Annotated in this window: 9 protein-coding genes; 4 read left to right on the top strand and 5 right to left on the bottom strand. The window is 53.9% G+C overall.

Going from position 1 to position 12,919, the window contains the following annotated elements; translation table 11 throughout:
• The first annotated feature begins 139 nt into the window (after positions 1–139).
• Positions 140–928, top strand: coding sequence for a serine O-acetyltransferase (gene cysE / locus R3F50_14805; protein ID MEZ5491569.1), 789 nt, complete (start codon positions 140–142; stop codon positions 926–928).
• Positions 929–948: 20 nt separating this feature from the next.
• On the opposite strand, the gene R3F50_14800 is transcribed toward cysE, so the two are convergent.
• The 4 genes from R3F50_14800 to R3F50_14785 all read right to left on the bottom strand — a co-directional run bounded on the left by R3F50_14800 (position 949) and on the right by R3F50_14785 (position 5,974).
• On the bottom strand, positions 949–2,082 hold the full coding sequence (locus R3F50_14800; GenBank protein ID MEZ5491568.1) for a sodium ion-translocating decarboxylase subunit beta: 1,134 nt from the start codon (positions 2,080–2,082) through the stop codon (positions 949–951).
• A 3-nt stretch (positions 2,083–2,085) separates the two neighbouring features.
• The gene (gene oadA / locus R3F50_14795) at positions 2,086–3,900 is read right to left on the bottom strand and encodes a sodium-extruding oxaloacetate decarboxylase subunit alpha (GenBank protein ID MEZ5491567.1); all 1,815 of its coding nucleotides are present in this window, start codon (positions 3,898–3,900) and stop codon (positions 2,086–2,088) included.
• Between the two features lie 44 nt (positions 3,901–3,944).
• A complete protein-coding gene (locus R3F50_14790) occupies positions 3,945–4,202 on the bottom strand; it encodes an OadG family protein (protein ID MEZ5491566.1) in 258 nt (85 codons plus the stop codon).
• Positions 4,203–4,582: 380 nt separating this feature from the next.
• Complete coding sequence (locus R3F50_14785; protein ID MEZ5491565.1) at positions 4,583–5,974, bottom strand: hypothetical protein; 1,392 nt, start codon at positions 5,972–5,974, stop codon at positions 4,583–4,585.
• 735 nt (positions 5,975–6,709) lie between these two features.
• Between R3F50_14785 and R3F50_14780 the strand changes: the two genes are divergently transcribed.
• Genes R3F50_14780 through R3F50_14770 form a run of 3 tightly spaced genes read left to right on the top strand, consistent with a single transcriptional unit; the run spans position 6,710 to position 10,846 of the window.
• On the top strand, positions 6,710–8,281 hold the full coding sequence (locus tag R3F50_14780) for a radical SAM protein (GenBank protein ID MEZ5491564.1): 1,572 nt from the start codon (positions 6,710–6,712) through the stop codon (positions 8,279–8,281).
• A 25-nt stretch (positions 8,282–8,306) separates the two neighbouring features.
• Entirely contained in the window at positions 8,307–9,356 is a 1,050-nt protein-coding gene (gene waaF / locus R3F50_14775) for a lipopolysaccharide heptosyltransferase II (protein ID MEZ5491563.1), read from the top strand.
• Positions 9,356–10,846 carry a glycosyltransferase family 9 protein gene (locus R3F50_14770; protein ID MEZ5491562.1) on the top strand — a complete coding sequence of 497 codons (1,491 nt, stop codon included), beginning with the start codon at positions 9,356–9,358 and terminating at the stop codon, positions 10,844–10,846. Before waaF ends, R3F50_14770 begins: the two co-directional genes overlap by 1 nt.
• 132 nt (positions 10,847–10,978) lie before the next feature.
• On the opposite strand, the gene R3F50_14765 is transcribed toward R3F50_14770, so the two are convergent.
• Positions 10,979–12,814: a sulfatase-like hydrolase/transferase gene (locus R3F50_14765; protein MEZ5491561.1), complete on the bottom strand. Its 1,836-nt coding sequence runs from the start codon at positions 12,812–12,814 to the stop codon at positions 10,979–10,981.
• Positions 12,815–12,919 lie beyond the last annotated feature (105 nt).

Here is a 12,919-nt window from a genome sequence, read left to right as displayed (position 1 = left end):
GCTATCCCTCATTGAGGACACCCCGCTTAGGGCCCCTGCCAGCTTTGTCCTGCTTTCAGTTAACTGCTACCATACTGCGCCGTTGAGACACGCGGAAGCCGTTGCAGATCGTTCTCAAAAACAGTCCAGGAAATCCTGCATGCCAAACGAAATATGGAAAAAGCTGACCGCGGAGGCGCAACAGGTTATCAAGCGCGAGCCATTGCTGGCCAGTTACGTACATGCCTGCATACTTAACCACGATAGCCTGCAATCAGCCCTGAGCTTTATTCTTGCTAATAAAATTTCCGACGAGGTAATGCCGGCCATAACCGTACGGGAACTGTTCGAGCGCGCGTTCAACTCTTCCCCCGGGATTATTCAGCATGCCGCCAGCGACATCCGCGCAGTGTATGAACGGGATGCAGCAACCAGCTCTTACCTGCCGGTAATTCTTTATCTGAAAGGCTTTCAATCGATCCAGGCACACCGCCTCGCGCATTTCCTCTGGACCAATAATAGAAGAGATCTGGCACTATTTATACAGAGCAGGAACTCGGCGGTATTCACCGTTGACATTCACCCTGCCTGTATAATCGGCAAAGGCATCATGTTTGATCACGCCACCGGAATCGTCATTGGCGAGACCACGGTCATTGAGGATGACGTGTCCATTATGCAATCGGTAACGCTGGGTGGAACCGGTAACGAGAAAGGCGACCGGCACCCCAAGATCCGTACCGGGGTGCTGGTATCAGCAGGGGCAAAGGTGCTGGGAAATATCGAAATCGGGGTCGGTGCGAAAATCGGTGCCGGTAGCGTCGTGCTTGACGACGTGCCACCACACACGACAGTAGTTGGCGTTCCAGCCCGGGTCGTTGGGAAACCCTGCACGGAATCACCTTCCCAGACTATGGAACAGAACATTCTCAACGACGAACAGGCGTGAGTGCCTGACAGCACCGGGAATTACCCTCCGGCGAATTGAATCAGCACGCCCGCGGCGATTGCGGAGCCTATAACCCCCGCGACATTGGGTCCCATGGCGTGCATGAGGAGAAAATTATGGGGATTCGCTTCAAGCCCGACCCGGTTAGCCACTCGCGCTGCCATCGGCACAGCGGATACTCCCGAAGCTCCGATCAGCGGGTTGATTTTATTGCCAGGGAACAAGTTCATCAGCTTACCCATCAATACTCCCATCGCCGTTCCGATGCCGAACGCAACAATGCCCAACGCGAGGATACCCAGCGTGGAAGCCACCAGAAACTGATCGGCCATCAGCTTTGAACCGACCGACAATCCAAGCAGGATCGTGACAATATTGATCAGTGCGTTCTGCGCCGTCTCGGAGAGGCGGCCCACTACACCGCATTCCTTCATCAGATTCCCGAACGCAAACATACCCAGGAGCGGCGCGGCACTGGGAATCAGCAAGGCAACCAGCAGCAGCAACAGGACCGGAAAGAAAATCTTTTCCGGCTGGGACACTTCCCGCAACTGGGTCATTACTATCCTGCGCTCATCCTCGGTAGTCAGCAGCCTCATGATGGGGGGCTGGATCAATGGTACCAGAGCCATATAGGAATAGGCCGCCACGGCAATGGCACCCAAAAGTTCCGGCGCCAGAATGCCCGATACGTAGATGGCGGTGGGGCCGTCGGCGCCACCGATTATGCCTATGGCTGCCGCCTGGGAAACCGTGAAATCAAAGATTCCAAGGTCGGTAAGAAACAGGGCTCCCAGCAAGGTCGCAAAAATACCGAACTGCGCCGCTGCCCCTAATAAAAGCGTCTTCGGATTCGCCAGTAATGGCCCAAAATCGGTCATGGCGCCGACCCCCATGAAAATCAGCAGAGGAAATATGCCAGTTTCCAGCCCCATGGCATAAAACTGGTGCAGAATGCCATCGCCTACGGCTATATCCACGCCGGGTATGTTGGCCAGGATGCCGCCAAAACCAATCGGCAACAGTAACAGGGGTTCGAATCCTTTCCTGATCGCCAGGTATAGCAATCCTAACCCTATCAGAATCATGATGACCTGCGGCAGGACAACCTGGGCGAGACCGGTCGCCCTCCAGAGTTCAGAAAACTGCATCATGGTCTAATCCTGAGTCAGGCTGAGCAGAGGGTCACCAACCTTCACCGAATCACCGGCTTTCACCTGCAGGCTGATTACCCTGCCACCCACGGAGGCCCGGATTTCGGTTTCCATTTTCATGGCTTCCAGAACCACGACGACTTCATCCTTGCAAACTTGCTGGCCCTCATGGACAAGTACATCGAACACCGTACCTGACAGGGGTACTGTGACCTTCTGCGCATCCTCGACTTCAGAGCGAGGCAGGGCAGCGACTTGCGCACTGTCAGCCGATACTGGCCGGGCTTCACTTAAGTGACTGAGCTCACCACCTTCTGTGACACGCACTACGTAGGCAACACCACCTACCTCGACAGTATAGACATCGCCCGCATCCCCCTTGGCCTGGGCCGGGGCCGTTGCCTGCTCAGAAGCTGGCCGCTGAGTCCCTGGCGCTGGCTCGAAGGCAGCGGGATTCCGCCGATTGCGGAGAAATTTGAGGCCAACCTGAGGGAACAACGCGTAAGTCAGCGTGTCGTCGGTTTCGTTCTCCAGGTCAAAGCCTTCTGCCTGCGCAAGGCGCAGCAATTCCGCCCGCTGCCTGTCGAATTCCGGCTCCAACAGATCAGCCGGCCTGCAGGTGATCGGCTCCCCGCCCTGCAGTACCTGCGCCTGAAGCGCTTCATTAACCGGTGCCGGCGTCGCTCCGTATTGCCCTTTCAGAACACCCTCTGTCTCTTTGGTGACAGTCTTATAACGTTCTCCCACCAGAACATTCAGCACCGCCTGCGTGCCTACAATCTGCGAGGTGGGGGTTACCAGCGGAATGTAACCAAGATCTTTACGCACCGCTGGAATCTCCTCCAGCACATCATCCAGTCGCTCTGTGGCGTTTTGTTCCCGCAGCTGATTTTCCAGGTTGGTCAGCATGCCGCCCGGGACCTGGGCTACCAGTATGCGTGAGTCGACTCCCCGGAGAGCCCCCTCAAACTGTGCGTATTTCTTTCTTACCTGGCGGAAATAGGCGGCGATCTCCTCTAACAGGTGGATATCCAAGCCGGTATCCCGATCAGTGCCCTGCAGTATCGCCACCAGGCTTTCGGTGGCCGAATGCCCGTAAGTCATGCTCATTGATGAGACTGCCGTGTCCAGATTATCGATGCCGGCTTCCACCGCCTTCAGGTATGTGGCGGTCGACATGCCCGTAGTGGCGTGACACTGCATGTGAATTGGCAACTGAACAGTTTTCTTCAAAGCTGTGACAAGTTCATAGGCGACATAGGGCTTCAGCAAGCCGGCCATGTCCTTGATACAGATGGAATCGGCGCCCATATCTTCGATCCGGCGCGCCATGTCAAGCCAGCTTTCGATGGTATAAACCGGACTGACCGTATAAGAGAGAGTGCCTTGTGCGTGCTTGCCAGCTTTTCGAACCGCTTTGATAGCAGCCTGCAGATTGCGCATATCATTCATCGCATCGAAGATACGAAAGACGTCCACGCCATTGGTAGCAGCCCGGTCGACAAACTTCGCCACCAGGTCATCCGCATAATGACGATAGCCGAGAATGTTCTGGCCTCGAAACAGCATCTGCTGTGGGGTATTAGGCATCGCCTCCTTCAACAGCCGGATACGCTCCCAGGGATCCTCCCCCAGATAGCGAATGCAAGCGTCGAATGTCGCGCCACCCCAGGATTCCATTGACCAGAAACCCACCTGGTCCAGCTTCCCGGCTATTGGCAGCATGTCATCGATACGCATACGGGTTGCCAGCAAAGACTGGTGCGCATCCCTGAGAACCAGTTCAGTAATTCCCAACGGACGCTTCTTATCACTCATGTTAACGACTCTCTCCAAGCTTGATACTTTTGGGCGATACCCGCCTAGTCAGGTTTTTTTGCTTTTCTGTGTTGGTGCACCGCCGCAGTGATAACGGCCAGAATTTCACCACGTGCGCCTGAGGTTCTCTCTGGAGCGGAGGATGTAGATACAGAGGGGGATGCTTGTTCGGAAGTGGCAAGGCGCAGTGCCAGCCAGGACATGGCCCTGGTGGCAAATATGAGTAGCACAAGAAACGTGAATACTGTCCCCATGCCGTAAAGTGTCAGCATCAAACCCGTTTCTGTCAGGTTTTCCCTCATCAGCCTGCCCCATCTGGAAGAACGCGCAAGAATACTAGAATGCGAGTCTAGAAGCCAAGGAACCTCTGCTAAATTACCACAAGGCTCTGCGGAAGGCTGACGGGCCCTAAAGCCGGGCGACGTGCGCAGGAAATGGTCACTCCCTTGCCAGGCACGATAACAACGCAGTGGCGCCCGGCGAGGCCTCCAGAAAAACCCGCTGGCTTCGCTGCACTGCCTTGACCGGTCGACGCATCTCAGGGGCAATGCGCCTTGCCAGCGGTTTCGTCTGAAGGCCAGAGTATTAGTAGTTAATCAGAGATTCCCTAACTTACCAATCGATTCCGGGGGCCGAAACAGGAAATGGATAAGGAACCTGAGATTAATCAGAAGTTCCTATACTATTCGCGATCCGGGGGGAAATAGCGATATTCGAGAATACCCTCAAAGGGTTGGGGAACACCGGCGTCGAGTACCGGGCGAAAATTGACATAGTGCAGACGCTCAGCAAGCTGTTGTTCCGTGAGCTGCCGCCGCCCCGTCCCACCCAGCCATTCGAAACCGTCAATTACACTGACCTGGCTTATGTAACGTCCCCTGACCCAGCGCCTGACCTTATTTACGCCGTCCAGCTCAATAGCAAGCCTGACGGTGTTGAGTGTCGAAATATCCTGCTGTAACAGTGCAGGTTGATTAATCACAACGTGGATATTGGGAACCGACGGAGACCACTCAACGAAATACAAGGTGTCCTCCCGCTCTTCGTGGCCCAAAGTGACACTGGCTTCAGCCAAGGCCGACTCGTGAGCCCGATCTATCGACGAATAAAAATTCCGTGAGGGTATGACACGAGGCTTGCGAAAATATTCCTGCAGCTTGGTTTCGACCACTCCGGCCTTCAGCAACTTGTCGTATGCGTTACGATACCCTCCATCCGGATCACCATTGTCAAACAACACCTGCCAATCCGCCTGATAGAGATCAACCATGGCTAAGGCTTCCAGATCAGGATATTCAGCACTTTCATAAACACTTCGCATTCGCCTGAACATCTCAACGCCCAGCCGATAGTAAAGTTGCTCCATTTCAAGCCTTGACCTGATCATCATATCCAGGCCAGGGATGAATCTCCGGAGGCCCTGCGAAGCGGGGCCTCCCTGATTCAGCACAACAAATTGAAGATAGTTTCGGATTACTTGTCGGTAGTAAAGATCCACAAGACGGAGGTCTGTCGCTTCCCACGTATTCTCACTGACCCTGACTGCAAAATTACTGATTGCTTCTGCCGACCGAAAATGGGGATCTTTCATCTGCTCCACATCTCGAGCCACGCCTTCAAGATGCAGATTACTTACCTGGAGTAACTCATTGATCAGGCGACTATCCTGCTGCCGGGGCACAATTGTGTAAAGCTCAGCAAGATGACTCAATGACTCATTTGCGTCACGCCAGTTTCCTCTCCGCACGTTATTTCTCGCGGATAGAATAAGAAAGGGAAACTGGGCCTCGGTGAATAGCCCTTCGTCGATTCTTAATATCTGTATCGCTCGATCCAGTATCTGGTCCGTTTCGTTAAACTGATCAAGCTCGATTGTCAACTCAGCCAGGCGCTCCAGGTATTCAAGTAGCTGGGGATCATAGCGGCCGACCTCTTGCTCCAGCGCTTCCAGCTGGGAGCGATAGCGTGCCAGAGTGGAAGCTGCCTGCTCGGCATTAAAAGATTGCCCGTGGGCAACGCCCAGAACCAGCGGAAGAGCTAAGAAAAAAGTATTGAGCAGTTTCAGCATAGTCACACAACAGTTCAAATGTCTCAGACCAAGAAAACTTACTACGCGGTGCAATAAAATCTGGACTTCCAGGGCTGACAATGGAAAACACCGCAGGTGCCCCACGTCAGAACTCAATGGCGCCTGGATGACACTACCCCGTAATTTACATCTTTCCCCTGCAGATACAAGTCACAATACCCGGGTAAGTGACAAAATCGAAGCCACGCAACAGCTTCCGTAGCGGCATTAAACCGTATAAAAAATAAAGAAATAGCCTCCGGGCGACGTTGCCATGACGCCCCGCTTTCACCATCTCCCCCTGGGCGGCCTCAAGGCTGCGCAGCCCCGGCAGCAAACAGGTTGAGGAGCTGAGCCTTCATGCCGATAATAAGGTTCAATGGAACGACAAGTTGTCAGACTGCTTAGACTGGACCGTAATCAGTGCTAGTATTTGCTCAAGGAGCTTCGGATTATTTACCACAATGCTCTGGCCTTCAGACAAGTCTTTTGGCAAGCCGCATTGCCGTCGGCCTGTCAAGGCAGTGCAAAGAAGCCAGCGGGCTTGTCTGAAGGCCGCTCCGGGCGGGGCCTGACGGGCACCACTGCGTTGTTGTCGCGCTTGACAAGGGAGTGCCCTCCCCTACGCACGACGCCTGGCAGTAGCGCCCGACAGACTCCCGAAGAGCGTTGTGGTAATTAATCAGAGCCCCCTTAAATTTGGGTTTCCTTTTTCGACATGCCAGATGAGAGCCGAATTCCATGAAGATTCTCATGATTTATCCACAGATCGATGCACCGCTAGGGACCAATCACGGTATTGCTTCTCTGGCTGGCGTTTTACATGCCAATGACCACGAAATGGACCTGCTGCACGTTTCGGAAAAATACCGGCCAGTACCCAGCAGCGCAGAACTCATCGAGTATATACGCGAAACCAGACCTGGCCTGGTGGGTTTTTCCGTGATGTCTCAACAGTACGAATGGGTTGAGGAGCAAAGCAAGGCAATCAGGCAGGCCTTTCCGGAACTGGTACAAACCATTGGCGGCGTGCACTGCACAATGGTGCCTGATGAGGTACACAAATCGCGATTGTTTGATTATGTCTGCGTTGGCGAAGGTGACTGGGCCCTGCTGGAATTGATGGATGCGCTTGAAAAAGGAGAACGGCCGCATACCTTGTCAAATTTTCGCTCCTGGATGGGAGACATTCCGGTTGCCAATCCTGTGGCGCCGTTCCCTGATCTCGACAAACTGCCCCCCCTGGACTACAACGTTTTTGATATGAAAGCCGTGATGAAGGAAACCCGCGGCTGGATGGGCATTCTCACGTCACGGGGCTGCCCTTACAAATGCACCTACTGCTTCAATATTGAAATTGTTGACCAGTACATAGAGGACGGGGCTGCCAAAAACGTCAAGGACTTCCTGAGACATTTCCCCATTGATGTCATGATGGAGGATTTAAAAAAACTGCTGCGGGAAAACCCCGAGATCAACACATTTATCTTTGACGATGACCTGTTCGCCCTGAATACCGATTATGTAGTGGCATTCTGTGAGGCCTATAAAAAGCATAATGTGGGCATCCCCTTCGTGGTGAACGGTCATGTAAACTGCTTTGAAGAACGGGCAGCAAAAGCCCTCAGCGACGCGGGCTGCATTATCGTCAAGTTCGGCCTGGAAAGCGGCTCCCCACGGGTAAGGCGGGAAATATTGCGCCGCTATATGAGCAACGACCAGATAGAGCGATCCTTCGCCGCAGCCCATGCTTCTGACCTGCACAGCTCGGCTTTTATCATGTTCGGGCTGCCCTACGAGTCACGCGAAGAAGTCATGGAAACCATCCGCCTGTGTGCCAAAGTCAAGATGGGGCGCTTCCGTTGGGCGTTGTTTTTCCCATTCAAGGGAACAGCCGGCTACGAGATTGCCAAACCGCTGATCGATGAGTCCAAAATAGCAGGTCAAGGCAATTACTTTGACGGTACCTGCCTTAAGTTTGGAGAAGATCACGACCTGTTTCTGGACAAACTGGGTAAACTTTGCAACTGGTACGTGAATGCCGAGACCGATTGGGAGTGTGCTCCTATCTATCGAAACCTGGTCGAAAAGGTCGAGGCTATGGACAAGGAAACCTGGCTGCGGGAGCGAGACGACCTGGTGGCTTATGACCGCGACCTGTCAGAAGAACTGATGGCTCAGGACAAGATTCATTACACCATACGTTACTCCAATGTAATGGGCGTTCGCTCTGATTATATAAAGCAGGAGCGGGAACAAATGGCCTCCGGTGAGAAAACAGAGGCTGTCGCTTACACGCTTGATCAAAGCTAACCCGTCAGCAGACAGTTCGGTGCCCATGTCTGACTCACCACCATCTTTCGACAACCTGGTGGTGCGCTGCCCCAACTGGGTCGGGGATATCGTCATGGCGACGCCGGCCTTCGAATGCCTGCGCCAGAACTTCCCCAACGCACACATTACGGCCTGCGTGCGGCCGTACGCCCGCGGCATACTGGAAGACAGCCCCTGGTTCGATGAGATCATAGACCTGCAGGACAGGAACCTGGCGGGTATGCGCAGTGCTCGCCGCAAACTCAAGCACCTGCACCCCGACGCCGGTATTCTTTTTACCAACACCACCCACTCTTTTCTCACTTTCAAGCTGGCGGGCATCAAGCAGATCTATGGCTATCGTCGCAATCTGCGCAAGTATTTTCTCAGCGGCGGCCCGGACCCGATCAGAACAGGGAAAACCTATCAACCGCTACCGATGCAGCACTATTATCTGGAAATCTGTCGCTACCTGGGTCTTGAACTTCCTGCCGACCCAAAGCCTGCCCTTTACCTTTCTGAACAAGTGCGTGCCGATGGCGCAAACCTTTTGAATAAATACGGCGTGTCGGACCAGGACACGGTTATCGGACTGAATCCAGGCGCCAGCTTTGGCTCGTCCAAATGCTGGTCGGCGGATTACTTTGCCAGACTGGCGGAACTGCTGCAGGGCCAGTACCGCTGCCGCCTGCTCTTATTGGTCGGCCCCGGCGAAGAGTCCATTGCGGAAAAAATTGTTGCCAGCAGCCGGGCCGACATTATAAATACAGCGCCTGACCGGGTTGACCTGGCACTGCTCAAGCCACTGGTGCAGCGCTGTAATCTTCTTATAACCAATGACACCGGGCCGCGCCACTACGGTGTCGCCTTCAATGTTCCCACGGTAGTGTTGATAGGGCCAACCAACCCGGTTTACACAGCGACCAATCTGGAACTGACACGGATATTACGTCGGGACCTGCCCTGCGCTCCCTGTCACAAGAAAACCTGCCCGCTTGGCCACCATGCCTGCATGCAGGAAATCAAGCCGGAGCAGGTGCTGGATACAGCGCGCCACCTGCTGGAGGTTTCATAATGAGGCCGGCCTATTATCAGGAAAAATGGCTTCAACTGAAAGAGACACCTGACGCGGACAGCATCGACTCCCTGGCCCAGAGGATCGCTTCCACCTTTGTCGACCGCTATTTCTACAGCGATGAGTACAATGCCCCCTACATCCAACTACTGTGTGAAATGGCGACCAGCTTTGAACAGGACGAATTGAATCAGTTAGCAGCGCGTGCCCTGTTTGGGACGGTGATAGAACGCCTCTGTGATGATTTTGAGGAGCTTCAGACTGAAACTTATAATCGTTTAATCAGTCAGGTGGTCGATTTTCTCAGGAAGTTGCCTGAAGGCAAAGAACTGGACCAGGAGCTGGCAGATTTCGGGCTCCAGAGCGAAGATCAACTTTACCAGCGTATCGAGTCTATTCGGCTCAGCCCCGACGAGCGCCTGCCGGGCAGCTTGAACCCTCGAAAAGTAATTGTGCTTTCCCGGGTAACAATCGGTGCCGACGTGGCAATAACCAGCGTTATTTGCCAGCGGATTCGCCAGGCATTCCCCAATGCGACGCTTGTCGTTGTCGGGAATGCCAAACTGGGCCAGGTATTTTCAGCAGACTCCGGCATCCGTATTAAAGCACTGCAATATGCCCGCCGAGGCGGCTTGCTGGAGCGCTTCCTGAGCTGGCTTGATCTGTTGCATGAGGTACAGTCGGAACTTGACGGCCTGGGAAATGACGACTATCTGGTGCTGGATCAGGATTCTCGCCTGACCCAGTTGGGTGTTCTGCCCCTGGTGCCGGGTCGGAACTACCGTTTTTTTAACAGTCGCGGCAAACCAGGCTATCCGGCCAAGGCGTCCATCTCGCAACTCACCAACGAATGGCTTGATAATATCCTGACCACCACACAATTCTGCCATCCACTTGTCTGGCCTGATCAGGCCAGCCTGTCGAGGGCTGAAGCGACACTCACGCCTCTGAAGCAGGCTTCTCCACGACACATTATCACCCTGAATTTCGGGGTCGGCGGCAATGCACGTAAAATGGTCGGCGGTGAATTCGAAGTGACATTGGTGCTGGCGTTACTGAGAAACCCGGCTATCACTCTGGTCCTGGATCTGGGATTTGGCCGGGAGGAGCGCCAGCGCAGCGAGGCCATACTGGCTATGGCCGACAAACAGGGCTTCGTAACGCAGGAACTCACCTTTGACGAACTGGAGAATCTCAGGAGCGAAACCCGTTTGCTGGGTGTAGAGTGTTCGGTAGCCGAAATCGCCGCACTGATTTCCGTCAGCGACGAGTTCATCGGTTACGATTCAGCCTGTCAGCATATCGCCGCAGCGCTGGGAGTCAGAACTTTTACAATCTTTGCCGGCACCAGTAACGCGCGGTTCATACGGCGCTGGCAGGCCTGCGGCCCCAACCTGAGTGAAATAGTCTATGTGGACACGGTTTCCCGGGAGTCACGACTGGACTACGGTGAGATCGTCGAACGTTTACTGGACCTGCGTGCAGACTAACGGCATCTTCTGCGCCCGACGAACCCTTCAGGCGAGCTCACTGACAAGATGAATTCCAATCGGCGGGTAAATATAGGCAACACAGCAGAAAACTCAGGATTGCCAGAAGACCAGAGCGCTGTGGGACTTAATCTAGTTATAAAAGCGGTTGAGGTCTGTCGTGTACTCGCCCAGCACTCCTCCGAACGCGCCCTCAAAGGCTTCCTGCGGCAATGGATTATCGTCGATATCGGTCAGGCTGGCATGCTTGGAGGCACCTTTCAGGCTGAAGACCATTTTGGCGCTGTCAGTCACCAGGGTGTTGCCATGCCAGTCGCTCACCACGGTAAATGCCCTTCGATAATCATCCGCCAGCAGATCCTGGCCGTGGCTGACCGGTTTCTCGCCCCCCTCGAAACCCAGGAGCTTCAACATCGTAGCCGGCAGGTCCAGGTGACTGGTCATCTTCGATCGCTGTAAGGGAGCACTGCCCGGCACGTGCAGAATCAGTGGCACCCGGATCTGCTGCTGACTGAAGGTGGAGTTATGCCCCCACCGGCCATTTTCCATGAATTCCTCGCCATGATCGCCGGTAACCACAACAAGGGTATTTTCTAGCAACCCGCGCTCTTCGAGTGCCTGGTAGACCCTGGCCAGCTGCCGGTCCAGATGATGAACCGAGTTGAGATAACGGTTCCGGATTCTGTCAATTTCTGACTCCACATCCACGGTCAGGTAATTGAAATCCTCGAGGTAATCCGGGGCAATAATATCCTCCTCGGGAAAGTAGTAATTGGCGTGGGCAGACTCGAAGAACATAAAGGCAAAAAAGGGCTTCTGTGCCGTCTCGATAAAATGCAGCAGATCGGTGGTGTTTTTCTGGTCCCGTTGCCACCCCTCACCCGTGTTGTATTCCTGCAACTGTTGCCGGTCGAAATCACTGAAAACAGTCTGGTCAAATTCCGGATAGGTAAAGGCCGAGCTGGTGAAAGCCATGGTGTCATAGTCCTTGGCTTTCAGGTATTCCATCAATAGTGGCGGTCGCTTGGCTCTGAGCATGTCAAACCAGTAGTTGCCATAGATACCGTAGAACTGGGTAAACATGCCCATGCGGGTACCGTTGCCACCACTGTAGTGATTGACGAACCACTGATTTCGACTGGCAAACCCATAAGTATTCGGCATGATTTCCGGGCTCACCATATCGGCACGCCAGGATTCAGCGGTCAGCCAGACAATGTTCATGGCGTCTCCACCAGGTCCCACGGAAGCCAGTTCATCGCTAAATTCATAGTTGAGCCGGCCGCCTCCAGCTTTCAGGTTGGCACCGAAACTCTCTCGCTGCGCAATTCCCAGTGCACCAAAGAATGACTTCGCGGTCACCGGCTGGTACCAGACTATTCGATCCGCCACACCAAGGACTTCCAGGTCTGACTGGTAATCCGCATAAGCATAGACCATGGACTGGGCCACATAGCAGACTGTCAGAGCAAGTATGACATAGCGCTTTTTAACAGACTGAGGGACAAGGATCTCAAACTTGATCAATCGCAGAGCCACACCATACAGCACGGCGAGGAGCAGCATGGCAAGACTAAGGCTCAACCAGGTTGAAGCAGTAACTCCCATGGCATCGATGCCACCCGGAGTCGATATGATATTGATGACAAAGAAATTGGTGAAGAACCCATAGAGCGAGAAGAGTTTGAAGTTGGCCAGCAGAAATCCAACTGTTATAAAACCCAGCAAGTAAGTGGCAGGTAAAAGTAACTTTCTCACCAGACTTCGATCACCAATGCGCTGAGCCAGGGAGACGCAGGCCAGTGTAGGAATACTGAACAGGCTGGCCTGAAAAAAACAGGCCAGTAGCAGGAAGGCCGCTGACCAGGGCCCTGTAACTGCAGGCCATGCATACCAGAGCAAAGCGAGCAAAGAAAAAACCCAGACCGCCGTCAGCGGGCGCCAGTTGTGCAATTGGAAAGAAGTCATAGCGGCACCGAAGATACAAGCCCAGAGAAAATAACGAAGGAGTGTGACCGGCGTAACTTAAGCAAACCTTAAACCGCCAGAGATCCTGCCCAAAGCCACCGGAAA

It is taken from the genome of Gammaproteobacteria bacterium, from assembly GCA_041395725.1.
In the GTDB taxonomy this organism is placed as follows: Bacteria; Pseudomonadota; Gammaproteobacteria; order Pseudomonadales; family Pseudohongiellaceae; genus NORP240.
This window is presented reverse-complemented; position numbering and strand designations above follow the sequence as displayed.

What these genes read in the sequence shown, in the direction of transcription:
- cysE (MEZ5491569.1), top strand. Translation starts at nt 140, where the DNA reads ATGCCAAACGAAATATGGAAAAAGCTGACCGCGGAGGCGCAACAGGTT.
- R3F50_14800 (MEZ5491568.1), bottom strand. Translation starts at nt 2,082, where the DNA reads ATGATGCAGTTTTCTGAACTCTGGAGGGCGACCGGTCTCGCCCAGGTT.
- oadA (MEZ5491567.1), bottom strand. Translation starts at nt 3,900, where the DNA reads ATGAGTGATAAGAAGCGTCCGTTGGGAATTACTGAACTGGTTCTCAGG.
- R3F50_14790 (MEZ5491566.1), bottom strand. Translation starts at nt 4,202, where the DNA reads ATGAGGGAAAACCTGACAGAAACGGGTTTGATGCTGACACTTTACGGC.
- R3F50_14780 (MEZ5491564.1), top strand. Translation starts at nt 6,710, where the DNA reads ATGAAGATTCTCATGATTTATCCACAGATCGATGCACCGCTAGGGACC.
- waaF (MEZ5491563.1), top strand. Translation starts at nt 8,307, where the DNA reads ATGTCTGACTCACCACCATCTTTCGACAACCTGGTGGTGCGCTGCCCC.
- R3F50_14770 (MEZ5491562.1), top strand. Translation starts at nt 9,356, where the DNA reads ATGAGGCCGGCCTATTATCAGGAAAAATGGCTTCAACTGAAAGAGACA.
- R3F50_14765 (MEZ5491561.1), bottom strand. Translation starts at nt 12,814, where the DNA reads ATGACTTCTTTCCAATTGCACAACTGGCGCCCGCTGACGGCGGTCTGG.